This is a genomic window from Serratia sp. AR11, from assembly GCF_056376275.1.
This window is the reverse complement of the sequence record NZ_CM150739.1, coordinates 2,977,500-3,003,380: the sequence shown is the minus strand read 5'-3', so window position 1 is coordinate 3,003,380 and position 25,881 is coordinate 2,977,500. Positions and strand designations below refer to the sequence as shown.

The window sequence follows — 25,881 nt, the reverse complement described above, 5'->3', positions numbered from 1 at the left end:
TAGCAATCGACGCAGGAATATGGCCCTGTTGCTATTCTGTGCTCAGCGAAGCCCATGCCTAAGCCGTTGGGAAAAAACGACTTCTCCCTTCTTGATTACTTCTGCCTATCGTTATGATCAAAACGTGTTGTTATCAAAACGTTACATCATCTTTGTGTTATCTTTAAGTAAGACCTCAGTGATTACCCTGTTTTATGCATAATAAGAAATGGAGGAGCTATGTCGTCCGATCTTCGTGAAACGAGTATGGATAAGCTGGTTGCACTGAATAACGAGTATCGTTATTACAGTCTGCCACTGGCCGCGAGACAGCTGGGTGATATCGACCGGTTGCCAAAATCAATGAAAGTGCTGTTGGAAAACCTGTTACGCCATGTGGATGGCGACACCGTGCAGGTTGACGACCTTAAAGCTATCGTCGGCTGGTTACAGACCGGTCATGCCGACCGCGAGATTGCCTACCGACCGGCTCGCGTACTGATGCAGGACTTTACCGGCGTGCCCGCAGTGGTGGATTTGGCCGCTATGCGTGAAGCGGTGCAGCGATTGGGCGGCAATGTTGACCAGGTCAATCCGTTGTCACCGGTCGATCTGGTGATTGACCACTCGGTCACCGTTGATGAGTTCGGCGATGACGAAGCGTTTGAAGAAAACGTGCGTATCGAAATGGAGCGCAACCACGAGCGCTATACCTTCCTGCGTTGGGGGCAGAAAGCCTTCAACCGCTTCCGCGTAGTGCCGCCGGGTACCGGTATCTGTCACCAGGTTAACCTGGAATATCTTGGCCAAACGGTGTGGCACACCGACGAAAGCGGTCAGCGTATTGCCTACCCGGACACGCTGGTGGGCACCGACTCCCATACCACCATGATCAACGGTCTGGGCATTCTTGGTTGGGGTGTGGGGGGTATTGAAGCCGAAGCGGCGATGCTTGGTCAGCCGGTATCGATGCTGATCCCGGACGTGGTGGGCTTTAAACTCACCGGTAAGCTCAGCGAGGGCATTACCGCTACCGACCTGGTGTTGACCGTCACCCAGATGCTGCGTAAACACGGCGTGGTGGGCAAGTTTGTTGAGTTCTACGGTGACGGTCTGGCGGATCTACCGCTGGCTGACCGAGCGACCATTGCCAACATGTCACCGGAGTTTGGTGCGACCTGTGGCTTCTTCCCGGTGGACGAAGTGACGCTGGGGTATATGAAGCTGAGCGGCCGCAGCGATGAGCAAATCGCGCTGGTGGAAGCCTATGCCAAAGTGCAGGGCATGTGGCGCAATCCTGGCGACGAACCGGTGTTCACCAGTACCCTGGCTCTGGATATGTCGACGGTGGTAGCCAGCCTGGCTGGGCCGAAGCGTCCGCAGGATCGCGTGGCGTTGCCAGATGTGCCCAAGGCTTTCAATGCCGCTACCGAGCTGGAGATCGGCAACCAGCAACGCAAATCCGAATTCAAGCCCTTCACCCTTAATGGGCAGCAGCACGACCTGCATAACGGCGCGGTGGTGATCGCCGCCATTACCTCCTGTACCAACACTTCCAACCCCAGCGTAATGATGGCCGCCGGCTTGCTGGCAAAAAATGCGGTGAAAAAAGGGCTGCGAACCAAACCCTGGGTGAAAACCTCATTGGCGCCGGGATCCAAAGTGGTGACCGATTATTTCGACAGCGCCAAGCTGACGTCCTACCTGGAAGAACTTGGGTTTAACCTGGTAGGTTACGGCTGTACTACCTGTATCGGTAACTCCGGGCCGTTACCTGAGCCTATTGAGCAGGCGATTAAAGAGGGCGATCTGACCGTTGGTGCGGTGTTGTCAGGTAACCGTAACTTCGAAGGCCGTATTCATCCGCTGGTGAAGACCAACTGGCTGGCCTCGCCACCCTTGGTGGTTGCCTATGCGCTGGCCGGCAGTATGAAGATTGATCTGACCAACGAGCCACTGGGTGAAGGCCGTGACGGCCAGCCGGTTTATCTGAAGGATATTTGGCCGAGCAGCCAGGACATTGCCCTGGCAGTCGAGGAAGTGCGTACCGAGATGTTCCATAAGGAATACGGTGCGGTATTTGACGGTGACGCCAACTGGCAGTCGATTCAGGTTGCCGGTTCGGCCACCTATCCATGGCAGGCGGACTCCACCTATATTCGCCATCCGCCGTTCTTCAGCAGCATGAAAGCGCAGCCGGATCCGGTGCAGGACATCAAGGACGCCCGCATTCTGGCGATCCTGGCCGACTCGGTGACCACCGACCATATCTCACCGGCAGGGAACATTAAACGCGACAGCCCGGCAGGCCGCTATCTGAGCGATCACGGCGTTGCGGCGCTGGACTTCAACTCTTACGGCTCGCGCCGTGGTAACCATGAAGTTATGATGCGTGGCACCTTTGCCAACATCCGCATCCGTAACGAAATGGTACCGGGGGTTGAAGGGGGTTATACCCGCCATATCCCGTCACAGAATCAGTTATCAATCTACGATGCTGCGATGCAGTATCAGCAGGAGCAGGTACCGCTGGCAGTGATCGCCGGTAAAGAATACGGTTCCGGTTCCAGCCGTGACTGGGCTGCGAAGGGGCCACGACTGTTGGGGGTTCGCGTGGTGATTGCCGAGTCCTTTGAGCGTATTCACCGTTCCAACCTGATTGGTATGGGCATTCTGCCACTGGAGTTCCCGGCAGGTGTGACGCGCAAAACGTTGGGACTGAGTGGTGATGAGCAGATCAGCGTCAGCGGGTTACAAACGCTCAAACCAGGGCAAGTGGTGCCGGTGCTGATCGCTTATGCCGATGGGCGCAAGGAAGTGGTCAATACCCGTTGCCGAATCGATACCGGCAATGAGCTGACCTACTATGAAAATGACGGCATCCTGCACTACGTGATCAGGAAAATGCTGTAATAAAAAGGGCGCCTTTCATGGCGCCCTGATTTTTCCCGCGGGAAATTACTCTTGGTCCAGTAAATGGCCCATTTTTGCGGCCTTGGTGGCCAGGTAACGCTCGTTCTTCGGGTTGCGACCGACGATCAGTGGCACACGCTCGGTAATGTTAATACCGGCTTCGGTCAGGATCTCGACCTTTTTCGGGTTGTTGGTCAGTAAACGCACCGCATCCACGCCCAGCAGTTTGAACATGTCCGCACACAGGGTGAAATCACGTTCATCCGCAGCAAAACCCAACTGGTGGTTGGCTTCTACCGTATCAGCGCCCTTGTCCTGCAGGGCATAAGCGCGGATCTTGTTCAGCAAACCGATATTACGACCTTCCTGGCGATGGTAGAGCAGAATACCGCGGCCTTCTTCCGCGATATGCTCCAGTGCGGCTTCCAGCTGAAAACCACAGTCGCAGCGCAGGCTGAATAAGGCATCACCAGTCAGACACTCAGAATGTACACGTGAGAGTACCGGTGTTGCGCCAGAAATATCCCCGAACACCAGTGCCAGATGATCGTGCCCGGTCGCCAGTTCTTCGAATCCTACCATCAGGAAATCGCCCCAAGGTGTTGGCAATTTGGCCTCTGCCACCCGTTTAAGCTGCATGTTGCTCTCCACAAATACTTCCGATTCAATCATGGTTGCGCATCCTACTTCCGGGTCAGTTGGCTGACCAGTATTAAATGCACAACGACGATCGGCATTTCGTTAATTATCGGCTATTTTGCCATAACTTCTTGCCCTGAGGTGCTCAGCAAATCAGCATCCGACGCTTTCAGCCAACTATTATTGCGATAGTCCGTTTATCTGTTTAATTTTTCGAGTGTTATCAATATTGCAAGATTGTTACACTGCAAATTGGCTTATGCAAAGGACGATGGGAATGTTTGAGATTGCAAAACGTACGGCAGCAGGTGCAATAGTGCTGTTGCTGATGCCGCTGGCGGTATGGATTTCCGGCTGGCAATGGCAACCGGGTGGCGACGGCAGACTGCTGAAAGGCCTGTACTGGCTGACTGAAACTGTCACTTCGCCCTGGGGTATCCTTACCAGTATTATTCTTGGCGCCTGGTTTCTGTGGTGCCTGCGCTTTCGTATCAAACCGGCCATTGGGTTGTTGGTGTTGCTCAGCGCGTCGATTCTGATCGGACAGGGCGTGAAGTCTTTTATTAAGGATCGCGTGCAGGAGCCTCGGCCATTTGTGTTGTGGCTGGAGTCGGCCCACCAGATTGATGAAAAGTACTTTTACTCGCTCAAGCGCAAAGAGCGGGGCGCGTTGGTGAAAGAGCAACTGCAGGAGCAAACGCTGGTACCGGTATGGCTACGTGAGCACTGGCAGTTTGAGACCGGCTTTGCGTTCCCTTCAGGCCACACGATGTTTGCCGCCAGTTGGGCGCTACTGGGCGTAGGGTTGTTGTGGCCACGACGGCACTACAAGACCGTCGCGGTCTTGATGGTGTGGGCAATAGGTGTCATGGGCAGCCGTTTGCTGCTGGGCATGCACTGGCCACGGGATCTGGCAGTGGCGACCTTGATCAGCTGGCTGTTGGTGACGATAGCTTGCTGGTTGGCTCAACGCTGGTTTGGCCCTTTGACGCCACCGCCGCAAGAACAGCAGGAAATTGCGGAAAGAACCTCGGAAGAGAAAATCAGGTGACGCTGTCACTTAATGCGGTGTCGCCATGGCACCGCATTAACCGCTTACATTTCCGGTCATTGTAATTCTTATTAATGCCCCCACATCCTTATTAATCTATTATTTTGAGAAGCTTTCTCATTAATTTGTTCGGGAGCGTCGTTTACTGTCGAATATGCCAGCAGATATGTGGTTTTATCGTGCCGCAGGGTTTCCCTGCCACGATGGGAAATGCTAACTTAAAGGTTAGGGAAGCCACGTATTGGCATATACCCGTCATCTTTCAAGTCGCAGCGTTGTTACCTGCACTCGCTCACCCCAGTTACTTACTTGAGTAAGCGCCTGGGGATGAGTGAGTTGGCCGCCTAGCTGTGCTGTACAGGGATGTACAAATGCCGCGAGCGCATGGACGCGCTAGAGCGGCCAACTTGAAAGCTATAGGGTAGAATTCATCCGATTAACTCGGCATTGCGGGAAAGAATGTGAAATATTTGCTGATTTTTTTGTTGGTTCTGGTGATTTTCGTGATTTCTGTCACGTTGGGCGCGCATAACGATCAGGTTGTGAGTTTTAACTATCTGGTTGCGCAGGGCGACTACCGCGTATCGACCCTGTTGGCGGCGTTGTTTGGCGCCGGTTTTGTTCTTGGCTGGGTCATTTGTGGCCTGTTTTATCTGCGTACCCGCATTGCGTTGGGGCGAGCCGAACGCAAAATCAAAAGGCTGGAACTGCAGCTTGAACAACCTGCTGAATCGGCAGCTCCGTCCGTTGTCAGCAAGGAATAACCTTCTATGTTAGAGCTGCTGTTTCTGTTGTTGCCCGTGGCTGCCGCGTACGGCTGGTACATGGGGCGCAGAAGTGCTCAACAGGACAAACAACAGGAAGCCAACCGTCTGTCGCGTGAGTATGTGGCCGGGGTTAACTTCCTGCTTTCCAACCAGCAGGATAAAGCGGTCGATCTGTTCCTTGATATGTTGAAAGAGGACAGCAACACCGTTGAGGCCCACCTGACGCTGGGTAACCTGTTCCGTTCGCGTGGCGAAGTAGACCGCGCAATCCGCATCCATCAGGCGCTGATGGAAAGCGCTTCCCTGACCTTCGAACAACGCCTTTTGGCCGTGCAACAGCTGGGGCGTGATTATATGGCCGCCGGCATGTACGATCGCGCCGAAGATATGTTTGGCCAGTTAATCGGCGAAGAAGATTTTCGCATTTCCGCGTTGCAGCAACTATTGGTGATCCACCAGGCAACCAGCGATTGGCAAAAAGCCATCGACGTGGCGGAAAAACTGGTCAAGTTGGGTAAAGATAAACAACGTATCGAGATCGCCCATTTCTACTGCGAACTGGCTTTGCAGGCGATGGGCAGTGACGATCTCGATAAGGCGATGGGCTTGCTGAAAAGAGCGGCCTCGGCAGATAAACAGTGCGCCCGGGTTTCTATAATGGTAGGGCGTATTTATATGGCGCAGGGTGAATACGCCAAGGCGGTTGAATCGCTCACGCGAGTGTTGAACCAGGATAAAGAGCTGGTGAGCGAAACCTTGCCGATGCTGCATGAGTGTTACCAGCATCTGGAACAGCAACAGGATTGGGCGGACTTCCTCAAGCGCTGTGTTGAAGAAAATACCGGTGCCACCGCTGAGCTGATGCTGGCGGAAATTATTGAGCAGAATGAAGGCCGTGACGTGGTGCAGGTGTATATCAACCGCCAGCTCCAGCGTCACCCGACGATGCGGGTATTCTATCGCCTGATGGATTATCACCTGGCAGATGCGGAAGATGGCCGTGCGAAAGAAAGCCTGTTGCTGCTGCGTGATATGGTCGGCGAACAAATACGTACCAAGCCGCGTTATCGCTGCCATAAATGCGGATTTACCGCACACTCGCTGTATTGGCATTGCCCGTCATGCCGGGCCTGGTCATCGGTTAAACCGATCCGTGGGCTGGATGGACAATAAGCTGCAATAAAAACGGGGCTAAAATAGCCCCGTTTTTTATGATGTTAGCGATTTATTTTTTCTTGCCGGCTTTGACGCTGCCTTTCAGCAGTTGACGCAACTTCTTCAATTCTTTCTGGTTCAGCGGTTGCTCGATTTCCTCTTCAATCCCCTGATTGTCAATTTCACTGTGATGTAACTCCGCCGATTTTTTAGCGTTTTTGTCCGCCTTGGCCGGTAAGTCGAAGCTATTTTCAAGGCGTTGACAGACCTCGGCGCTCAGAGAAAGTTGGTTATCGGCAGCAATGGCACGAATTTTTTCTTTGAGTTCCAGAGGGATTTTAATCGTTAGTGTAGATATCTCGCTCATTTTGAAGCCTTTCTGCGGGAAGATTGCCTTCAAGCTAAGCCAGTCGCGAGTGAGAGTCTAGTGTGTAATAAAAATTTAATATTTATGTAACATTGGACGAGGGAATAATGAACAATAAGGCGGGAGTATTGAGGTAGAGCCCGGCGTGCCGGGCTCTATACCAGAGTGCTTATTTGTAGATGACGGCGCTGCCACTTAGCATGTTATTACCACCGGCAGAGATAATGCGGTAGCTGCTGGCGCCCTGGGCTTCGGCTTTGGCGGCCAGTTTGGCTTCCAGGCTGCTCAGCGTCGTGGCATGGCCTGCAGAGACGACGCCGGATGCGCTCAGGCTGGTGGCCTGCTGCAGGTCTACCGGTTCAGCGGCGAAGGTAGCGAAAGAGGTCATGGCGATAGCGGCGGCTGCTGCAAAATATTTGATGCTTTTCATAAGAAACTCCAGTCTGTTTGTTTGGGTTGGAAGCCGTTCGCTTCCGATGTGTTGAATAATAAAGCATCCAGAAAGATTTAAAATCTGATAATGCTGAGCATCTTGTTCAAATTATTTGATTTATAATTTACGCATCTTTACGGCGCTTTACGCAGCCTGGGTTAATGGCAGCGGGGTTATATTGACGCTTGATGACGAACCTGGGCCTAACATTACTTAACCGCAGGGTGCGCTGCGGCTGGGATTTCTGTCGGCTGGCATGTAGAATGCGGCGGTCAGTTTGGCGGGTTGTTACCTGGTTATGTCCATTTTACAGAAGGTAGAAGAAATGAAGTCTGAAAATAACATTAATAACAACGACTTAAAATCATCTCCGATCATTGTTGCGCTTGATTACGCAGATATTGGCGCAGCATTGGCATTTGCCGATCGTATCAGTCCGCAGGACTGCCGGCTAAAAGTGGGCAAGGAAATGTTCACCCTGTTTGGACCACAATTGGTACGCGACTTGCACGCCCGCGGTTTCGATGTATTCCTGGATTTGAAATTTCACGATATTCCCAACACCACCGCCCGTGCGGTAGCGGCGGCGGCTGAACTGGGCGTGTGGATGGTTAACGTCCACGCCAGCGGCGGTGCACGGATGATGACCGCAGCCAAAGAGGCGTTGCTGCCTTATGGCGCGCAGGCGCCGTTGTTGATTGCCGTGACCGTGCTTACCAGCATGGAGGCGGAGGATTTGCAGGCTATCGGTATCGACCTCTCTCCGGCCGAGCAGGCGGAACGACTGGCGCGTCTGACCCGCGATTGTGGACTGGACGGCGTAGTCTGTTCTGCGCATGAGGCTGAACGCCTGAAAGCGGCCTGTGGCCAGCCGTTCCAGTTGGTGACACCAGGTATCCGTCCGGAAGGTAGCGATGCCGGCGATCAGCGCCGTATTATGACGCCGGTGCAGGCACAGGCGGCCGGTGTTGACTATATGGTGATTGGGCGCCCGATCACCCAATCTGCCGATCCTGCCGCTACGCTGAGCGCCATTCGCGCTTCACTGGCCTGAGGAGTTACTGATGAAGGACGATAACAGCCGTCTGGTTTACTCCACCGACAGCGGACGCATCAAGCCGGAAGAGGTTAAGCCACAGCGTGACAAGGGTGACGGCATCGTGCGCATTCAGCGCCAGACCAGCGGGCGTAAGGGGAAGGGCGTTTGCCTGATCTCAGGCGTCGATCTGGATGATGCGGCACTGGAAAAACTGGCGGCTGAACTGAAGAAGAAGTGTGGCTGTGGTGGCTCGCTCAAGGATGGTGTGATTGAGATCCAGGGTGATAAGCGCGATTTGCTAAAACAGCTGCTGGAAGCCAAAGGGATGAAGGTCAAACTGGCGGGCGGTTAATCGCCTGGGGGAATTGCCATGCCGCGGTGCAATGCTGCGGCATGGCAGTGGGTGATGCTGCCGGGCGTTAACCCGTTAATGGCAATGATGCCATTGACTAAAAGTAAAACAGACCTGAAATAATCTTTATTATGGTTAATACGTCAAAGCGTAAACGCTTTTGCCAGCCTGTCGGCTAGTGATCGGACAGGTTACTTGCCTACCTGATGACCAATGATGCCCCCAACGGCGGCCCCGCCGAGCGTACCCAGTGCGCTACCATCGGTCAACACCGCGCCGCCTACAGCCCCCGCACCGGCACCAATAGCGGTGTTACGGTCACGTTTGGACATGTTGGAACAAGCGCTGAGTGAAAACGCCAGCGTAAGCGCCAGAGCGGCGGTGGCGAAACGTTTATTGATAATCATCATAGTGACTTCTCCTTAGCATTGGCTTATGGGAGTGCCCTATAAGTATAGGCATGAACCCTAAATTCGGCCTGCTATTGGCTCCCAAAGCGTATCGATATAAAAAATGGCATTTTTTGTTAAAGGCAGAACAATTGAAAAGCTAAAAGCGCTCTCTCTGCCAATATCCACTATAAGCCTCTGCCTGACGATAAACAGGTAAATAGTCCTAAAGTCCATTTACCCGCTTTTGGCCGGCCCTTTCCTCTGTGCTCCACAGTTCTCGGTTTCCAGCAGAAGGCTACGCGGTCTTTAGCGATTTACGCCATACCCTCTCAGGAGCCGCCTGCCGACAATATTCCCTACAGGCTTAACCGGGAAAGACACATGCTTAACGAACTCAAGCAGCAGGTATTAGAGGCCAACCTGGCCTTGCCACGCCATCATCTGGTGACTTTCACCTGGGGTAACGTCAGTGCTGTCGATCGCCGTGAGGGGCTGATGGTGATCAAGCCGTCGGGGGTAGAGTATGCATTGATGACCCGTGACGACATGGTGGTGGTGGAACTGGAAAGCGGCAAAGTGGTGGAAGGGAGTAAAAAGCCGTCATCGGACAGCGATACCCATCGCGTGTTGTATCTGGAGTTTGCCGCTGCCGGGGGGATTGTTCATACTCATTCGCGGCATGCCACCATCTGGGCGCAGGCGGGGCTGGATATTCCTGCCTGGGGCACCACCCACGCCGATTATTTTTATGGTGATATCCCCTGTACCCGCCAGATGCACAATGAGGAAATCAATGGCCGCTACGAGTGGGAAACCGGCCGGGTGATCGTCGAAACCTTTGCAGAACGCCAGTTGGATCCGGCGGCGATACCGGCGGTGCTGGTGCATTCGCACGGTCCCTTTACCTGGGGAAAGGATGCGGAAAACGCGGTGCACAATGCGGTGGTACTGGAGGAGATTGCCTACATGGGGATTTTTTCGAGCCAACTGACACCAGGGCTGGCGAACATGCAGCAGACGCTATTGGACAAACATTACCTGCGCAAGCACGGTAAAAATGCCTATTACGGTCAGTAACCCTCAGGTAGGCCGTCGTTTGACGGCCACCATTTCCCCGCCTGGAGCCTAGTCGTTTACTATATCCAACTGTATTCCCTGGCGTTTTAACTGGTGCTGATAGTCCAGCGACAGCCGGGAATCGGTGATCACCCGATGCACTTTTCCCTGCTGAGTCAGTGGGTTGGGCTGTATTTGACCAAACTTGGACGAGTCGGTCAGGACAATATTCTCTACGCCCTTCGCCAGCACGGCATTAACCACATCGGCGCGCATCATATCGCGACCGGTAAAGCCGGTGTCCGCATGGTAGCCATCAATGCCGATAAACGCCTTGCTGAAATGCACCTGCTGAATACATTGTCGCGTTAACGGCCCGACCACGGTTTCGCTTTTTTTCTGATACAGGCCGCCCAGCACGATCACCTCGCAGTCGGTCTCTTTCAGCAGGTTGGCGATATAGTGGCTGACGGTGATCAGCGTGATGCGCTTGCGTTCGGCAATGTAGCGAGCCAACAGCGCGTTGGCACTGCCGCTTTCGATAAAAATGGTTTCATCGTCGTTAACCAGCGATGCGGCATATTGCGCCAGCTTTTGCTTGAGGGTGAAGTTGGACATCATGCGTGCATCGACGTCGTCACTTTCCAGCGCCAGCGCGGAACCATGCACCCGTTTCAAATAGCTGCGTTTCTCCAGCAGGTTCAAATCCTGACGGATTGTCACCTCAGAAACGCCGGTAGCGGCAGCTAAATCGCTGACGCTGATGCGCCGACGATCGTTAACCAATTGCAATATTGTCTGTTGTCTTGAATTCATATCAACCTGATGTGCGGCCACCAAGGTGCGGCCGCTAATATTTGTTGTTTAAATAGTATGTTCTGTTCGCGCAATAATATCATCCTGCGCGTCAGGGGATAATGCGGTAAAGAACGCGGAATATCCAGCAACGCGAACCACTAAATCACGATACTGGTCAGGATGTTGCTTCGCTTCCAGCAGGGTTTCCCGCGACACAATGTTGTACTGTACGTGCCAGCCCAGGTAGGTCTCAAAGAAGGTGCGCAGCATCAACATCAGCTTTTCACGGTCGACCGGGTTTTCCAGCGTGGCCGGGTTGAGTTTCTGGTTCAGCAGCACGCCACCGAGGATTGAAGCGGTAGGCAACTTGGACAGTGAATTGAACACGGCAGTCGGCCCGAGATGGTCGGTACCTGATGCCGGGCTGGCACCTTCCGCCAGCGGCGTATGCGCTTTGCGCCCATCAGGGGTTGCCAGGGTAGCGGCGCCAAAGGGGACGTTAGCCGAAATGGACGAAGTGCCGGCGTAGTAAGTGCCGCCAATCGGGCCACGACCAAAGCGGGTATTGTGGTATTGCGCGAGTTCGTCAATGTAGCTTTGATAAGCGCGTACCAGCAATTGGTCGACCTCATCCACGTCATTGCCGTATTTTGGCGCGGCGTTGAGCAACCGCTGACGTAACTGCTCGCCGCTCAGCCCGTCAAAGTCATTGGCCAGCGCTGCCGCCAACTGCTGCTGGCCGATCGCACCCTGTTCGAACACCAGTTTACGCACTGCCGCCAGGCTGTTGCCCAGGTTGGCGATACCGACCTGCAGGCCAGAAACCCAGTCGTATTTTGCACCGCCTTGCTTAATGCTTTTACCGCGTTCGATGCAGTCGTCCACCAGCGCTGAACACAGGATGTCATGAGCATTTTCTTCCAGCACGCTATCGACCACGCACTCAATTTCAATCGACTTACGGGTGTAGTAGCGGATCTGGCTGTCCCAGGCACCCAGCACCTGGTCGAAATGGCTGAAGTTGCCCCGCGACAACGCCAACTCCTGGGGCAAGAAGACCTTGCCGGAGGTGGCATCACGCCCTTGCTCCAGTGCTGCCAGCAATACTCGGGCGAAGTTGATAAAACTCATGCCGGTGCAGCGATAACCCCATTTTCCGCCGACGGCGGTTTCGATGCAGCCGATCGCCGCATAATCATAGGCATCCTGAGGTTCCACGCCCAGCTTGATAAACTCCGGAATCACTATCTCATCGTTGTTGAAGGCCGGCATGCCAAACCCACAGCGGATCACCTGCACGCAGGCATCGAGAAAGTCGCTGCTCATCCCGGCATGGTAACGAACGCTGAGGTTGGGTTGGGTCGAACGCAGGCGGCCGCAGGACTCCAGAATGGTATAGGACAAAGGGTTCACCGCGTCGCGGGGTGAGCCATCGACCAGCTGTTGTCCGCCGATAGTGACGTTCTGATACAGCGGGCTGCCTGCCGAAGCTTTGGAGTGCGAGCCGGAACGGATCTTGTTGATCTCCAAAAGTTTCAGCCAGCAGCTGTGCAGCATTTCAATCGCACGCTCACGTGGCAGAGTCTGCTCCAGCTCGACATCGCGGCGATACCAGGGGTACAGATATTGGTCGAGACGGCCAAAGGACACCGAATGGCCGTTGGATTCAATTTGTAGCGTTAACTGAATGAAGTAACACAGTTGCAGCGCCTGCCAGAAGGTCTGCGGTGGGCGGTGGGCGATCAACTCGCAGTTTTCCGCGATGGCCTGCAACTCTTCACTCCGCCAGTGGCGGCTTTCCGCCTGTGCCATGCTGCGGGCCAGTTCGGCAAAGCGCAGGATATGGGCGCTAAGTGCCTCCAGGGTCAGGTCGATAGCCTTCAGGAATTGTTCCTGCTGTAACTCTTGCCAGTCGGTGAGGTGAATGCGGCTGCGGCGCTCGTCCACCTTGTCGCGTAGTCCGTCGAGGCCTTTTTCCAACAGCAGTGGGAAATTCACCGCCAGGTGGGCATCTCCCGAAGTCATATTGCCTTCGGCCTTGATGATGCCGGTGGCCAGCAGCGCCCGTTGTTCATCGGTGAACATGCCGTAGCAGCGGTCTTGTACCGTTTGGCCACGCCACCACGGGCATATCCGGTGCAGGATGGCCTTATTCTCTTCGCTGATGGAAAAACCGGCACCCGGACGGTCGGCCAACTGGTCAATCTCGTCTTCGATCCAACTGACGGTATATTCCGGGAAGATCGGCGCGGCGCGCAATTCGCTGGCCTGGTTGCCGATAATCAGCTCATCGTTTTCGATTCTCAGGGTTCGTTTGGCCAGATGATTAGCTAATGCCAGCGCCCGACGCACCGGCAAGGGTTTGTCCAGGTGTTGCTGATAGGCTTCGGTATAGTGTTGCGCGCGTTCGGTGCAAACCGGCGGTTTGACGATATGGATCAACGCGTTCTTGTGGGCCAGGGTGCGTGCGGTCAGGGTGGTCAGGTCCAGCGTGGTCATGATGTTATCCTCGCAAAATAGCGGTCAGCCCTTTGGTGTTGGCGTACTGCTCGGCATAGGCCAGCAGTTCGGGCGCATCCAGTGGGGTACGGGCAGCGTGATAGGGTTCGCCGAGCAGGTGGTATTTGTTGATGCCCAGTGTGTGGTATGGCAAAAAATGAATCTCTTTGGCGCCGGCTTCATCGGCGGCGAAATCGACAATCGCACGGACAGAGTGGCGATCGGCGTTAAACTCCGGGATCAGTGGCACGCGCACAATAGTTTGGGTACCGCGCTCGGCCAGCCGACGAAAATTGTCCATCACTCGTTTGGCGGAGCCGCCGGTCCACTGTTTGAAGCGCCGTTCATCGACGTGTTTCAGATCCGCCAGCATCAGGTCAAGCCAGGGCAGTGACGGGGCGATGTATGACCAGGGGGTATGCAGACAAGACTCCACCGCGGTATGAATACCGGCCTCACGACTGCGGCGCAGCAGTTCAGCCGCCACGGTCGGTTGCATAAAGGGTTCACCGCCGGACAGCGTCAGCCCACCGCCGGTGCGCAAATAAAAGGGTCTGTCGCGCAGAACCTCGGCCATGATATCGTCGATATTTATCGCGCTGCCGCACAGGCTGAGCGCGCCGGTTGGGCAACGGGCAGCCAATGCGGCATAATCCTCATGGCTGAGTAAATTGCGCTGGATCACCAGGCTATCGTCTATCCGCCGGACAGCCTGCGGATCCACTTCAATACACAGCGTGCAGCCGCCAAGACACAGGCGTGGATCGAACAACAGGTCTGCCTTTCGCGCCCGGCTTTCCGGGTTCTGGCACCAGAGGCAGCCAAGCGAGCAGCCCTTTAGAAACACTACGCTGCGAATGCCTGGGCCATCATGGGTGGAATAACGCTGCAGATTGAAAATCACGAGTCACCTGTCATTCGGTTGCTTTGCTGCTTTCATTAAAGTTGTTTCGAATGAAAGTTTATTTGATTTCGATCAAATATAAACCTATTGCATGTCCTACTATGTTCAGAGTTTGAATTCGCCCACAGAAGATTCAGGAGTCCGTAATGGAGCTTTATCTCGATACCGCTGATGTGAACGCCGTGAAACGCCTGGCGCGCATCCTTCCGTTGCATGGTGTGACCACCAATCCAAGTATTGTGGCCAAAGAGGGGAAACCAATTTGGGAGGTGCTTCCGGCGCTGCGCGATGCGCTGGGAGGCACCGGTAAGCTGTTTGCTCAGGTGATGGCCAACGATGCCGAACTTATGGTGGCAGAAGCGGCGCTGCTTCATCAGCGTGTACCAGGGCTGGTGGTGAAGGTGCCGGCGACCGCGGAAGGGCTGGCAGCAATCAAGAAACTCAAAGCGATGTCGATCCCTACGCTGGGGACGGCGGTCTACGGCGCGGGTCAGGGATTGCTGGCGGCGCTGGCCGGGGCAGAGTATGTCGCCCCTTACATTAACCGGGTGGATGCGCAGGGCGGTGACGGCATTAAGATGGTGCAGGAGCTGCAGCAGTTGCTGACGCTGCATGCACCAGGAGCCAGAGTGCTGGCCGCCAGTTTTAAAACGCCGCGTCAGGCACTGGAATGCTTACTGGCAGGTTGCCAGGCCATCACCTTACCGGTCGACGTTGCCGAACAGTTCCTTGCCGCACCGGCGGTACAGGTGGCGGTAGAGAAATTCGAACAGGATTGGCAGGGGGCCTTTGGGACTAATTTATTGAACTGAGTTGTAAACAAAGAAAAGGGCACTGACCAAGTGCCCGGTTGTTTAGAAGTAGGGGCGCTGCATGCCGCGCCCAATCGCAGATTTACCCATTCTCACGCAGGACGATCGGTGACTCCTGAGCGGTAGGCAGGCTGGAGTTCAACGCACGGCGGATCACAAAGAAGGCGGAGACCAGCATGGTTACCGCCACCAGCATAAAGAAAGCACAGAGCGCGGCGTTAATCTGGTTGCTGAACACGATGGTTTCCATATCCTTTAACGTCTTGGCCGGTGCGATTAACGTACCTTGCTCAATACCGGTAGAGAATTTCTTCGCCTGTGCCAGGAAGCCGATACTCGGTTTTTCATGGAAGATCTTCTGCCAGCCGGCGGTCATTGAGGTGATAAACAACCAGACGGTGGGCAGGATAGTCACCCAGGCGTAGCGCTGTTTTTTCATTTTGAACAGCACCACGGTACCGAGGATCAGCGCCATCGATGCCAGCATCTGGTTACCGATACCGAACAGCGGCCACAGGGTATTGATGCCACCGAGCGGATCGACCACCCCCTGATAGACAAAGAACCCCCAGCCTGCGACTGCCACCGTAGTCCCCGCCAGATTACCGAACCACGAACGGTTGTTGGCCAGCCGTGGGATCGCCACGCCAACCAAATCCTGCACCATAAAGCGACAGGCACGGGTGCCGGCATCGACGGCGGTCAAAATAAACAGGGCCTCGAACAAAATGGCGAAGTGATACCAAAACGCCATCATCGCGCGGCTGTTAAATACCTCGGTAATGATGTGCGCCATACCTACCGCAAAGGTCGGTGCGCCGCCGGCACGGGACAGAATCGAGTGCTCCCCGACGTCTTTGGCAATCATCGTCAAGGTTTCCGGGGTGATCATAAAGCCCCAGCTGTTAATCACCTGCGAGGCATTTTCCACCGTGGTGCCGATCAGCGCCGCCGGTGAGTTCATGGCGAAGTAAACGCCCGGATCGATAACCGAGGCGCAGATCAGCGCCATGATGGCCACGAAGGACTCCATCAACATGGCACCGTAGCCGATAAAGCGGATATGGCTTTCACGCTCCACCAGTTTCGGTGTCGTGCCGCTGGACACCAGCGCATGGAAGCCGGAAATCGAACCGCAGGCGATGGTAATAAACAGGAACGGGAACAGCGATCCGGCGAACACCGGGCCGCTACCGTCGATAAAGCGCGATACCGCCGGCATTTTCATTTCCGGCATGGCGAAAACAATACCAATCGCCAGCCCGATAATGACGCCAATCTTCATAAAGGTGGACAGATAGTCACGCGGTGCCAACAGCAACCACACCGGCAGCACCGAGGCGACAAAGCCGTAGACGACCAGTACCCAGGTCAGCGTAGTGCCGTGCAGCGTGAAGAACGGGCCCCAGTAGGGGTCTTGCGCCACATTGCCGCCGTAAATTATCGCCAGCAGCATCAGGGCAAAACCCACCACCGAAATTTCGGCGATTTTACCCGGCCGGATAAAGCGCATATACACGCCCATAAACAGAGCGATAGGAATGGTGGCGGCGATAGTGAACAGGCCCCATGGGCTGTCGGCCAGCGCTTTTACCACTACCAGCGCCAGCGCAGACAGAATGATAATCATCACCCCCAGCGCACCCAGCATGGTGATCACCCCAGCGAAAGCCCCCAGTTCCTGCTTGGCCATTTCACCCAGCGAACGGCCATCGCGGCGAGTGGAGATAAACAGGATCAGGAAGTCCTGCACGGCACCGGCCAACATCACCCCAACCAGGATCCAGATGGTGCCGGGCAGAAAGCCCATTTGTGCTGCCAGGATCGGGCCAACCAACGGCCCGGCACCGGCAATGGCGGCAAAATGGTGTCCAAACAACACCCATTTGTTGGTGGGCACATAGTCCAGCCCGTCGTTGCGACGTTCTGCCGGCGTCTTGCGGCGATCGTCGAGCTCAAAGACTTTCTTGGCAATAAACAGGCTGTAGAAGCGGTAAGCGATGCTGTAGCAGGCGACCGCCGCGACGACTAGCCAAACCGCATTGACATGCTCCCCACGGCTTAGCGCCAGCATGGCGAAGGCAAATGCGCCCACCAACGCCACCGCCAGCCAGATGATCCCGGACTTGACGTTTTTCATGATCAACAACTCCTAGGTGCGCAGAAATAAAAAAAGAAGCTCTTATTGGAGAATGGATACAAATTAAAAGTAGGAGTTTTGTGCGTTAAGAACAGCAAGTCGGATGAGAAATGTGAAGCAGGTTGAGTAATGACGTAAAAACAATGTGATGGGTGTGAGGCTGGCTTACCTGGCTGTGGCGCAATAGCGGGGACGCGACTGTTTGAGCGACGAAAAAAAACACCGGAGGTTGACCCGTCCGGTGTTTGTCTGGCGTGCGATTAATCTCGCGAGGTTAGGCCGCCGGTCTGGCGATCACGCTGCGGGTTTCCATACGCACTTCGGCGATAGTGACCTGCAGATTATCCCCCTGGCGATAGACGACTTCGCCTTTGATCTGAACGGTGCCGGTCTCCTGGCTGCAGACCATTTCATCACGCACCGCGTGAATAAAGGGAGCCGGGATAAAGGCCACTGCGCCGTTGTCCAGCAGGCGTACACGCAGGCCGCCGCGGGTCACGTCGATGATCTCTGCATTGAAGCGCTCATCGGTGCCGGCTTTATCTTTCAGGTAGCGAGCGTACAACCAGTCACCCACGTCGCGCTCCGCCATGCGGTTCAGACGACGGCGTTCTGCCAGTTGGACGGTGACTTCATCCTGAGGTTTTTCGGCGGGCTGCTCGGCGATAATGGCTTTCAGCAGACGGTGGTTAACCATATCGCCGTATTTACGGATCGGTGAGGTCCAGGTGGCGTAGGCTTCCAGCCCCAGTCCATAATGCGGGCCCGGTGTGGTGCTGATCTCGGCATAGGTCTGGGAACGACGGATGCGGCTGTCGAGGAACTGGGTCGGCTGTGAATCCAGGTGACGACGCAGTTCGCAGAACCCTTCCAGCGTCAGCAGTTTCTCGGCATCGGCTTCCACGCCGTTGGCCTGCAGCACGGTAACCGCCTGTTCAACCAGCAGCGGATCGAAACCGGTATGCACGTTGTAAATGCCGAAGCCGAGACGGTCGCGCAGCACAATAGCGGCGCAAACGTTGGAAGCAATCATGCACTCTTCAACGATACGGTTGGCCGTGCGGCGCTGCTCGGTGACGATCTCCAGCACTTCGCCTTTTTCGCCCAGAACAAAGCGGTAGTCAGGGCGATCCTTAAATACCAGAGCGTGCTGGTGGCGCCAGGAATTACGCACATCGCAGACACGCTTGAGCAGGGTGATTTGCTGTGCAATGTCGTCACTTGGCGGTTGCCAGCCGGCAATGCCTTCCAGCCAGTCGGACACTTCGTCATAAACCAGTTTGGCTTTTGACTCGATCTCGGCGGCGAAGAAGCGAATGTCGTCAGCCAGGGCACCATCGGCACCGATGGTCACGCGGCAGGCCAATACCGGACGGCGTTGGTTCGGGCGCAGTGAACACAGGTTGTCTGACAGATCGCGTGGCAACATAGGGATGTTGAAGCCCGGCAGGTAGTTGGTGAAGGCGCGCTTGCGGGCGATTTCATCCAATGGGCTACCTTGCTCGACGTAGGCGGTCGGATCGGCAATAGCGATGGTCAATTGCAGTGAGCCGTCACCGTTGTCCTGTACGAACAACGCATCGTCCATATCTTCGGTGCTGGCACTGTCAATGGTGACAAAATTCAGCGCAGTCAGGTCTTCACGCGGCAGTGAAGCATCCGGCTCGCTGATGGCGATCATCTCCGGAGCTTCTTTTTCCAGATTATGACGGGCCAGCGTGACCCACCATGGCGCCAGGTGGTCTTCACCATCGGTAATGAATTGGGTCAGATCGGCATTGAAACCGCGGTCGCCTTTCAGCGGGTGGCGACACATTTCTGCCACTGCCCAGTCACCGGCCTGGAAATTGTGGTTCAGGCCACGCACGGGACGACACTGAATCGCGTCTTTCAGCAACGGATGATCGGGCACGATTGACAAGCGGTCATCGCGCTTTTGCACTCGGCCAACAAAGCGCGACAGGAATGGCTCGATCAGAGTTTCCGGCTCGGCGATTTCGCGCTCTTTCTCGGTGTGCAGAGTCGCGCTCACCCGGTCGCCGTGCATGACTTTCTTCATGTACGGTGGCGGAATGAAATAGCTTTTTTGACCGTCTACTTCAAGAAAGCCAAAGCCTTTCTCAGTCCCTTTTACTACGCCTTCAACGCGCGGGGTCTGAGAGTGAAGTTGCTGTTTAAGCTGCGCCAGCAGCGGGTTATCTTGAAACATATCGTCCAGTGAATGGGTTGTGAGTGGCAAGATTTGCGGCTGACAGTTTTACGCGAATCACCCGCTGCGGGCAAGCCTAACGTCACGGTTTTACCGCGTTAGCGCGTGATTATAGGGAATATCCAGTCATCAAAAGTCGCCGGAGAGAAAAGCGGGCCCGTTGGCGATCGAGATATTAGCGCGCCCGGCGTAAACCGGGCGCTGCAGGTCAGGCGATACGCAGCGTCGGCTGCGCGGCGCAACGGCGTATTTCCACCGGTATCGACTTGGAGGTCGGCGTGCCGGTGCCGTCACCAAAGCTGGCCAGCGGCACCAGTGGGTTGGTCTCGGGATAATAAGCCGCCAGATTACCGCGTGGGATATCGTAGCTCACCAGTTTGAAACCGCTTACCTTGCGGGTGATGCCGTCATTCCACAGGGTTTCGATCTCCACCAATTCGCCATCCTGCATATCCAGAACGGCCAGATCTTCCGGGTTAATAAACAGCACTTCTCGTTGACCATACACGCCACGATAGCGGTCATCCAGCCCGTAGATAGTGGTGTTGTACTGATCGTGCGAACGCAGGGTCTGCAGTGTGAAGGGCGCCTGGCGACCATCCAACTGCGGGAACAGGGTGTCCGGCAACGGGGCAGCCCCGAATTCCGCCTTGCCGCTCGGGGTATTGAAGCGCAGTTCGGCGGCGGCATTGCCCAGATAGAAACCACCCGGCTGATCGCAGCGATGGTTAAAATCTTCGAAGCCCGGAATGGTGGCGGCGATATGGTTGCGGATCAATGAATAGTCATCCGCCAACTCCAGCCAGTCGAGCTGTTGGTTGCCCAGCACCGCATCAGCGATACCGCAGACAATGGCGGTTTCCGAGCGTTGGGTTTCCGCCAGTGGCTTGCCGACGCCTTCGGACGCATGCACCATGCTGAAGGAGTCTTCTACCGTGATGTACTGCGGGCCGCTGGCCTGCAAGTCCTGCTCGGTTCGGCCCAACGTTGGCAGGATCAGTGCGTCCTTGCCGGTGACCAGATGGCTACGGTTAAGCTTGGTACTGATATGCACCGTCAGGTCGCAGCAGCGCAGAGCGCGGGCTGTGCGTTCGGTGTCCGGCGCGGCGGCGGCCAGATTACCGCCCAGCGCCAGCAAAACCTTCACTTCACCACGCAGCATGGCCTCAATCGCCTCTACGGTGTTATGGCCCGGTTCGCGTCGCGGCGAGAAGTTAAAATGTTGTTCCAGGCTGTCTAGCAGCGCCTTGGGCGACTTCTCGTCGATCCCCATGGTACGGTTGCCCTGCACGTTGCTGTGGCCGCGTACCGGGCACAGACCGGCGCCCGGTTTGCCTAACTGACCGAATAGCAGTTGCAGGTTGGTGATTTCACGTACCGTCGGCACCGAGTGTTTATGCTGGGTCACACCCATTGCCCAGGTGCAGATCACGCGCTCGGCACCCTGATAAATGGCCGCCGCCTGGCGTAGTTGTGCTTCGCTGAGGCCGGACTGCTGGGTGATTTGCTCCCATGAGGTGGCATCCACCTGGGCCAGATAGCTCTCCACACCGACGCTGTGCTGCTCAATAAAGGCCTGGTCGAACAGGCCCGGCTCACCGGCAACCAAGCGCTGACGGTGGCCTTCAAGCAAAGCTTTCACCATGCCGCGTACCGCGGCCATATCTCCGCCGAGGTTGGGTTGGAAATAGGACGAACTGATCGGTGATGACTTGGGCGTCAGCATCTGAATCGGGCTTTGCGGATCGGCAAAGCGCTCCAGCCCACGTTCGCGCAGGGTGTTAAAACTGACAATGCGCGCCCCACGGCTGGCCGCGTTTTTCAGGCTGTGCAGCATGCGCGGGTGGTTGGTGCCGGGGTTCTGACCAAATACAAAGATGGCATCGGCCTTTTCAAAGTCATCCATACGGATGGTGCCTTTACCCACGCCGATACTTTGTTTCAGCCCGACGCCGCTGGCTTCGTGGCACATGTTGGAGCAGTCAGGAAAGTTACTGGTGCCGAGCATGCGACCAAACAGTTGATACAGGTAGGAGGCTTCGTTACTGGCGCGCCCCGAGGTATACAGCTCGATCTGGTTCGGATTATCCATTTGCCTGATGTGCCGGGCAATCAATGCCAGCGCGTCTGGCCAACCGATCGGCTCATAGTGGTCGGTTTCGGCGTTATAGCGCATTGGGTGGGTGAGGCGGCCCTGATACTCAAGAAAGTAATCGCTTTGTTGCTGCAGAGTGCTGACGCTGTGAGCGGCAAAGAATTCCGGTTCGACCGCGTTACGCGTGGCTTCCCAACTGACCGCCTTGGCGCCGTTTTCGCAGAAGCTGAAGGTGCTGTGATTATCATCGCCCCAGGCGCAGCCCGGGCAGTCGAAGCCGCGGGCCTTATTTACGCGCATCAGGTTACGCAGGTTTTTCAGCGTTTGTTTGCTGTCGAGCACATAGCGAGTGGTGGCTTCGAGTGAACCCCAGCCGCCCGCCGCGCCGGTATAAGGCTTTATTGACGGTTTAAATTTCATTTTGGTCTTCGCAGGTGGTTGTAGCTAAAAAGTGAACGCTTTTTTAAGCGCTTTCAGTGTTTATGTCACAAGTTTAGGAGGGCGCGGCTTCAGCGTCTAATCGAATGGGGCTATGGCGGCATAGAGCCGGTTTATCGCATGATCGGCCCGGACAAACAAATGGTTGCATAATGACATGTGCTGAAAAAGAGTAATGATTCCGCTTTCGCCACAATTAATGCAGTCTATGCCTCGGATTATATTGGTATTTTATTTTGCCCGCAGGGCCTGAGGAACAGCAATTGAAGCGTTCAGTATTGGCGGTGATCACCGGAGTTTTGCTGCCGTTGGCGGTACAGGCGGCAGATGCGCCACTCAACTTTCCCCTTAATACCCCGCCGGCGATAGACGCCGCCTCTTACGTGTTGATGGATTACACCACCGGTCAGGTACTGGCACAGGAAAATGCCGATCAGAGGCGTAATCCGGCCAGCCTGACCAAACTGATGACCGGGTTGGTGATTGATCACGCGCTCGATCAACACAAGATTGGTCTGGATGACGTGGTAACGGTGGGTAAAGATGCCTGGGCGCAGGGCAATCCGGTGTTCAAAGGCTCTTCGTTGATGTTCCTGAAGCCCGGTGACAGGGTCACGGTTCGCGATCTCAGCCGCGGCATTATCATTGACTCCGGCAACGACGCCTGCGTAGCCATGGCGGACTACGTGGCGGGCAGTCAGGCCGCATTTGTCAAACTGATGAATGAGAAGAGCGCCCAGCTTGGCCTGCAAAACACCCATTTTGAAACCGTCCACGGTCTGGATGCCCCAGGGCAATTCACCACGGCGGGCGATCTGGCGGTGATCTCCCGCGCCATTATTATGAGCGAACCGGCGGAATACCATATGTACAGCGAGAAATCGCTGACCTGGAACGGTATCACCCAGCAGAACCGCAACGGGCTGTTGTGGGACAAAAACCTGCGGGTGGACGGTCTGAAAACCGGCCATACCGAATCCGCCGGTTTTAACATTATTGCGTCTGCCACCGAAGGCGACCGTCGACTGATCGCCGTAGTGATGGGCGGTAAAAGTCCAAAAGGGCGCGAAGAACAGGCGCGTAAACTGCTGACCTGGGGGCTGCGTGATTTCGTTACCCTACATTTGTTTAGCGCTGGGCAAAGCCTGGGGCAGGAGAAAGTGTGGTACGGCGATCGCCATGAGGTTGCGGTGGGCAGCCGGCAGGATCAATATCTCAGCCTGCCGAAAAGCGAAGCGGGCAAGCTGAAGGCGCAATATGTGATCAATACGCCGCGTCTTGATGCTCCGCTGACTCAGGGGCAGTCGGTCGGTGAAATTCGTATCAGTGACAATGGCAAAGTACTGAAAACCTTGCCGCTGGTGGTGTTGCAGCCGGTCAATCAGGGCGGCATGTTCTCGCGCCTGATGGACTATGTGAAGTTGAAAATCTGACTCTCGGGGCGCAGCGCTCCGCGCCCGAAATCCAGCAGCGATGATATACTCAGGTTAGTCATGACTTGTTGAGCCGTTTTATGGATATTAAGCAACTGATCTACCTGTGTAATCTCGAACGTGAACGCCACTTTGGCCGTGCGGCGCAAGTCAGCTTCGTCAGCCAGCCGACGTTATCCATGCGGCTGAAAAATCTGGAAAAAGAGCTGGGCGTTTCGTTGATCAATCGCGGCAACAATTTCGAAGGCTTCACCGCTGAGGGTGAACGAGTGCTGTCGTGGGCGCGTGAGATTGTCTCGGTTTATCAGGGGCTGAAGCTGGAGGTCGAGTCGCTTAAGCACGGCCTTAGCGGCACGCTGCGCATTGGTGCCGTTCCTCAATGCAGCATTTCGCTGGCACAAATGTTAAAGGCGGTCAGCGAGCGTTTCCCGCAGTTGGACTACCGGGTGTCCGTGTTGAGCGCCGATCAGTTGCTGGAGGCGTTGACGGCGCATACCGTGGATATCGGCATCGGCTTCTTTGAACTTTCCACGTTGCAGGAGCTGCATTTCCAGTCGCAGCCATTGGCGGACGCCGGCGTTGAATTGGTGTTCCACCCTGAGTACTTCCCCGAACTGACAGGGGATACGCCAATGACGTTGGAGGAGGTGGCGGCACTGCCGCTGTGCCTGGCGGAACCGACGCGCTATTTCCGCCGCTACCTTGATCAAAACTTCCGTGAAGCCGGTTTGACGCTGCATGTACGTATGGAAACCACCTCGATATTCCAATTGCTGCAGGGCATTTTTGTTGGCTTGGGCTGCGGATTGTTTCCGCCAGGCAACCTGTTGCCGACCATGATGCCGGAGCTACAACGCAGGCCGGTGACCATCGCAGCCATGTCACGTCACGCCGCAGTGGTCACCGCCGAGCCAGGGCGCGCATCGCCATTGGCGCAGCACTTTTTTGATGCCGCGCGCGGTTGGCTGCTGCGGTAACTATTCCGCCTGGTTTTCGTTGAAGTACTGTGTGTCACCCAGAGTTTGGCGTAAACGGTTCTCCCAGGCGTAAAGTGCCCCGGTGAGGATCACGTCCAGCGCCTGGGCCTGATTCATCCCACTGTTAAACAACGGCTGCACGCTACGTGGAGTGAACTTTTCCGGCGTGCGGGTCAGGTCTGCTGCCACGCGGATCACCGCCTGATAAACCGGGTTATCGGTGCTCTCCAGCCCATGATCAATATTCTCGAACAGAGCACTGACCAATAAGTCATGCTCAATATCCTGCGCCACGGTGGAGGCACAATAGCGGCTGCCGTTGATGCGGGAAACTGCCAGCGTCGCCAGTGCCTTCAGCCGCGCCGACAGGCCATAGCCGTCGGCGTTGATACTGTTAAATACGCCGTTGCGCTCACGTAGCGCGGGGGCATCGTGGGCCAGCAGCAGATAATAAGACTCGCTGCGGGCGTCGGGGTGGCTTTGATCCAACACGTCAAGTTGTTCAGCGCATGCTTCCTCCAGCACCACCGATGGCAGCCGTGCTTGCCATGCCAATTCTTCCGTCGTGAAGGGCACACTTTCAGCATCCGCTATGTTCGGGAAACCGGGCACCACGCCAGTTGGCCGCCCGGCTAAGGCGGCCACGCCAGCCACCACCCGCGCCTGATAGCTGACAAAGCCGATAATCTGCGAAAACGCCACAATATCCGCCGGGCTGAGCCCGACGTCGCTGAGCTGTTGTAAGGCTTTAGGGCAAATCAGGGTCGGCTGACTGGCGAGCTGACGGGCATATTGGGTGATTTGTGCCAGGCGGATGTTGCTTTCTCGGGAGGCGTCAGGGCTGTACAGCGGGGCGAGGCGGGCAGCGTAATGGCTACAGAGGGATTGCACGCCGGTCACCTGTGCCACCGTCAGCGCAGTACTGAGACGGTCGTAAGGTGACAATGTCACTGTTCGCGTTAATTCGACCCGATCCGGGAACAGTACGTGGTAACTGGCCAGCGAGGCGTTAAATACCCCCGCGCGTGCGGTCAGTGCCGTATTCAGCGCTTCGTCGGCAAAAGCGCCCAGCCCCAGCAGGAAGCGATCGCGGATACCGGCCGCCTGGGGTTCCAGCGGCTGGTCACCGCGCACGCTGCTTTGGGTTTCGTGATACCACTGGGCATTATGTTGTCGACGTAGTAGTTCCATAGGGGATAGTCCTTAATCAAGCACAACAGCCACCGCTGCAAGAGGCAACGGCGGCAAGATAAAAAGGCAACCTGCCCACACAGGGGCACGGAATGGCAGGATCAGCGCTGACTGTCGCAACACAGTGCGTGGCCATAAACAGAGAAACCTGCGGCTAAAGCGAGCAAAAACTGCGCGAGTTGGCGATGGCGTGGGCTGTTCATCAGTGCGATATCCTGTCGTTTAAGAAGCTCAACGTAGGG

Annotated in this window: 21 protein-coding genes; 10 read left to right on the top strand and 11 right to left on the bottom strand. The window is 55.7% G+C overall.

Annotated elements, in window-relative coordinates; translation table 11 throughout:
• Positions 1-219 precede the first annotated feature (219 nt).
• Positions 220-2,892, top strand: a complete 2,673-nt coding sequence (acnA, locus tag ACSOSI_RS14140) for an aconitate hydratase AcnA (protein WP_261128616.1) — start codon at positions 220-222, stop codon at positions 2,890-2,892.
• A gap of 45 nt (positions 2,893-2,937) precedes the next feature.
• Here the strand turns inward: acnA and ribA are convergent, their stop codons facing one another.
• Positions 2,938-3,531: a GTP cyclohydrolase II gene (gene ribA / locus ACSOSI_RS14135; RefSeq protein ID WP_012145380.1), complete on the bottom strand. Its 594-nt coding sequence runs from the start codon at positions 3,529-3,531 to the stop codon at positions 2,938-2,940.
• A 277-nt stretch (positions 3,532-3,808) separates the two neighbouring features.
• Here ribA and pgpB point away from each other — a divergent pair, with 277 nt between their 5' ends.
• The 3 genes from pgpB (at position 3,809) to lapB (ending at position 6,522) form a co-directional block, all read left to right on the top strand.
• Positions 3,809-4,582, top strand: a complete 774-nt coding sequence (gene pgpB, locus ACSOSI_RS14130; RefSeq protein ID WP_261277949.1) for a phosphatidylglycerophosphatase B — start codon at positions 3,809-3,811, stop codon at positions 4,580-4,582.
• A gap of 461 nt (positions 4,583-5,043) precedes the next feature.
• Positions 5,044-5,346 carry a LapA family protein gene (locus tag ACSOSI_RS14125; RefSeq protein ID WP_017893019.1) on the top strand — a complete coding sequence of 101 codons (303 nt, stop codon included), beginning with the start codon at positions 5,044-5,046 and terminating at the stop codon, positions 5,344-5,346.
• 6 nt (positions 5,347-5,352) lie between these two features.
• Positions 5,353-6,522, top strand: coding sequence for a lipopolysaccharide assembly protein LapB (lapB, locus tag ACSOSI_RS14120; protein ID WP_012145377.1), 1,170 nt, complete (start codon positions 5,353-5,355; stop codon positions 6,520-6,522).
• A gap of 52 nt (positions 6,523-6,574) precedes the next feature.
• Here the strand turns inward: lapB and ACSOSI_RS14115 are convergent, their stop codons facing one another.
• Both ACSOSI_RS14115 and bhsA read right to left on the bottom strand, forming a co-directional pair.
• Positions 6,575-6,871, bottom strand: a complete 297-nt coding sequence (locus ACSOSI_RS14115) for an Arc family DNA-binding protein (RefSeq protein WP_218216531.1) — start codon at positions 6,869-6,871, stop codon at positions 6,575-6,577.
• 169 nt (positions 6,872-7,040) lie between these two features.
• Positions 7,041-7,301, bottom strand: coding sequence for a multiple stress resistance protein BhsA (bhsA, locus tag ACSOSI_RS14110; protein ID WP_218216530.1), 261 nt, complete (start codon positions 7,299-7,301; stop codon positions 7,041-7,043).
• Positions 7,302-7,629: 328 nt separating this feature from the next.
• On the opposite strand from bhsA, the gene pyrF reads away from it, so the two are divergent.
• Both pyrF and yciH read left to right on the top strand, forming a co-directional pair.
• Positions 7,630-8,358, top strand: a complete 729-nt coding sequence (pyrF, locus tag ACSOSI_RS14105; RefSeq protein WP_476705648.1) for an orotidine-5'-phosphate decarboxylase — start codon at positions 7,630-7,632, stop codon at positions 8,356-8,358.
• Between the two features lie 10 nt (positions 8,359-8,368).
• Positions 8,369-8,695 (top strand): stress response translation initiation inhibitor YciH, encoded by a 327-nt coding sequence (yciH, locus tag ACSOSI_RS14100; protein WP_012145373.1) that lies wholly within the window; start codon positions 8,369-8,371, stop codon positions 8,693-8,695.
• Positions 8,696-8,886: 191 nt separating this feature from the next.
• Here the strand turns inward: yciH and osmB are convergent, their stop codons facing one another.
• Positions 8,887-9,105: an osmotically-inducible lipoprotein OsmB gene (gene osmB / locus ACSOSI_RS14095; RefSeq protein ID WP_004945176.1), complete on the bottom strand. Its 219-nt coding sequence runs from the start codon at positions 9,103-9,105 to the stop codon at positions 8,887-8,889.
• A gap of 363 nt (positions 9,106-9,468) precedes the next feature.
• Between osmB and araD the strand changes: the two genes are divergently transcribed.
• On the top strand, positions 9,469-10,164 hold the full coding sequence (gene araD, locus ACSOSI_RS14090; protein ID WP_012145372.1) for an L-ribulose-5-phosphate 4-epimerase: 696 nt from the start codon (positions 9,469-9,471) through the stop codon (positions 10,162-10,164).
• 48 nt (positions 10,165-10,212) lie between these two features.
• Here the strand turns inward: araD and ACSOSI_RS14085 are convergent, their stop codons facing one another.
• Genes ACSOSI_RS14085 through ACSOSI_RS14075 form a run of 3 tightly spaced genes read right to left on the bottom strand, consistent with a single transcriptional unit; the run spans position 10,213 to position 14,344 of the window.
• The gene (locus ACSOSI_RS14085; RefSeq protein WP_012145371.1) at positions 10,213-10,959 is read right to left on the bottom strand and encodes a DeoR/GlpR family DNA-binding transcription regulator; all 747 of its coding nucleotides are present in this window, start codon (positions 10,957-10,959) and stop codon (positions 10,213-10,215) included.
• A 48-nt stretch (positions 10,960-11,007) separates the two neighbouring features.
• Positions 11,008-13,440, bottom strand: coding sequence for a formate C-acetyltransferase/glycerol dehydratase family glycyl radical enzyme (locus ACSOSI_RS14080; protein WP_261423296.1), 2,433 nt, complete (start codon positions 13,438-13,440; stop codon positions 11,008-11,010).
• 4 nt (positions 13,441-13,444) lie between these two features.
• Complete coding sequence (locus ACSOSI_RS14075; RefSeq protein ID WP_476705647.1) at positions 13,445-14,344, bottom strand: glycyl-radical enzyme activating protein; 900 nt, start codon at positions 14,342-14,344, stop codon at positions 13,445-13,447.
• Positions 14,345-14,490: 146 nt separating this feature from the next.
• Between ACSOSI_RS14075 and fsa the strand changes: the two genes are divergently transcribed.
• Positions 14,491-15,156: a fructose-6-phosphate aldolase gene (gene fsa, locus ACSOSI_RS14070; protein WP_476705646.1), complete on the top strand. Its 666-nt coding sequence runs from the start codon at positions 14,491-14,493 to the stop codon at positions 15,154-15,156.
• 82 nt (positions 15,157-15,238) lie between these two features.
• Here the strand turns inward: fsa and ACSOSI_RS14065 are convergent, their stop codons facing one another.
• The 3 genes from ACSOSI_RS14065 to ACSOSI_RS14055 form a co-directional block, all read right to left on the bottom strand.
• Positions 15,239-17,296, bottom strand: a complete 2,058-nt coding sequence (locus ACSOSI_RS14065; RefSeq protein ID WP_261423298.1) for a carbon starvation CstA family protein — start codon at positions 17,294-17,296, stop codon at positions 15,239-15,241.
• Between the two features lie 274 nt (positions 17,297-17,570).
• Complete coding sequence (locus ACSOSI_RS14060) at positions 17,571-19,505, bottom strand: exoribonuclease II (protein WP_375190526.1); 1,935 nt, start codon at positions 19,503-19,505, stop codon at positions 17,571-17,573.
• Between the two features lie 208 nt (positions 19,506-19,713).
• Positions 19,714-22,020 (bottom strand): FdhF/YdeP family oxidoreductase, encoded by a 2,307-nt coding sequence (locus ACSOSI_RS14055; RefSeq protein ID WP_476705645.1) that lies wholly within the window; start codon positions 22,018-22,020, stop codon positions 19,714-19,716.
• Between the two features lie 281 nt (positions 22,021-22,301).
• On the opposite strand from ACSOSI_RS14055, the gene dacD reads away from it, so the two are divergent.
• Both dacD and ACSOSI_RS14045 read left to right on the top strand, forming a co-directional pair.
• Positions 22,302-23,471 (top strand): serine-type D-Ala-D-Ala carboxypeptidase DacD, encoded by a 1,170-nt coding sequence (gene dacD, locus ACSOSI_RS14050; RefSeq protein WP_476705644.1) that lies wholly within the window; start codon positions 22,302-22,304, stop codon positions 23,469-23,471.
• Between the two features lie 80 nt (positions 23,472-23,551).
• Complete coding sequence (locus ACSOSI_RS14045) at positions 23,552-24,448, top strand: LysR family transcriptional regulator (protein ID WP_012145363.1); 897 nt, start codon at positions 23,552-23,554, stop codon at positions 24,446-24,448.
• Here the strand turns inward: ACSOSI_RS14045 and ACSOSI_RS14040 are convergent, their stop codons facing one another.
• A complete protein-coding gene (locus tag ACSOSI_RS14040; protein ID WP_476705643.1) occupies positions 24,449-25,639 on the bottom strand; it encodes a CMD domain-containing protein in 1,191 nt (396 codons plus the stop codon).
• Positions 25,640-25,881 lie beyond the last annotated feature (242 nt).

Excerpts from the sequence above, each read along its gene's own strand:
- acnA (WP_261128616.1), top strand. The coding sequence starts at position 220 with ATGTCGTCCGATCTTCGTGAAACGAGTATGGATAAGCTGGTTGCACTG.
- ribA (WP_012145380.1), bottom strand. The coding sequence starts at position 3,531 with ATGCAGCTTAAACGGGTGGCAGAGGCCAAATTGCCAACACCTTGGGGC.
- pgpB (WP_261277949.1), top strand. The coding sequence starts at position 3,809 with ATGTTTGAGATTGCAAAACGTACGGCAGCAGGTGCAATAGTGCTGTTG.
- lapB (WP_012145377.1), top strand. The coding sequence starts at position 5,353 with ATGTTAGAGCTGCTGTTTCTGTTGTTGCCCGTGGCTGCCGCGTACGGC.
- ACSOSI_RS14115 (WP_218216531.1), bottom strand. The coding sequence starts at position 6,871 with ATGAGCGAGATATCTACACTAACGATTAAAATCCCTCTGGAACTCAAA.
- bhsA (WP_218216530.1), bottom strand. The coding sequence starts at position 7,301 with ATGAAAAGCATCAAATATTTTGCAGCAGCCGCCGCTATCGCCATGACC.
- pyrF (WP_476705648.1), top strand. The coding sequence starts at position 7,630 with ATGAAGTCTGAAAATAACATTAATAACAACGACTTAAAATCATCTCCG.
- yciH (WP_012145373.1), top strand. The coding sequence starts at position 8,369 with ATGAAGGACGATAACAGCCGTCTGGTTTACTCCACCGACAGCGGACGC.
- osmB (WP_004945176.1), bottom strand. The coding sequence starts at position 9,105 with ATGATGATTATCAATAAACGTTTCGCCACCGCCGCTCTGGCGCTTACG.
- araD (WP_012145372.1), top strand. The coding sequence starts at position 9,469 with ATGCTTAACGAACTCAAGCAGCAGGTATTAGAGGCCAACCTGGCCTTG.
- ACSOSI_RS14085 (WP_012145371.1), bottom strand. The coding sequence starts at position 10,959 with ATGAATTCAAGACAACAGACAATATTGCAATTGGTTAACGATCGTCGG.
- ACSOSI_RS14080 (WP_261423296.1), bottom strand. The coding sequence starts at position 13,440 with ATGACCACGCTGGACCTGACCACCCTGACCGCACGCACCCTGGCCCAC.
- fsa (WP_476705646.1), top strand. The coding sequence starts at position 14,491 with ATGGAGCTTTATCTCGATACCGCTGATGTGAACGCCGTGAAACGCCTG.
- ACSOSI_RS14065 (WP_261423298.1), bottom strand. The coding sequence starts at position 17,296 with ATGAAAAACGTCAAGTCCGGGATCATCTGGCTGGCGGTGGCGTTGGTG.
- ACSOSI_RS14060 (WP_375190526.1), bottom strand. The coding sequence starts at position 19,505 with ATGTTTCAAGATAACCCGCTGCTGGCGCAGCTTAAACAGCAACTTCAC.
- ACSOSI_RS14055 (WP_476705645.1), bottom strand. The coding sequence starts at position 22,020 with ATGAAATTTAAACCGTCAATAAAGCCTTATACCGGCGCGGCGGGCGGC.
- ACSOSI_RS14045 (WP_012145363.1), top strand. The coding sequence starts at position 23,552 with ATGGATATTAAGCAACTGATCTACCTGTGTAATCTCGAACGTGAACGC.
- ACSOSI_RS14040 (WP_476705643.1), bottom strand. The coding sequence starts at position 25,639 with ATGGAACTACTACGTCGACAACATAATGCCCAGTGGTATCACGAAACC.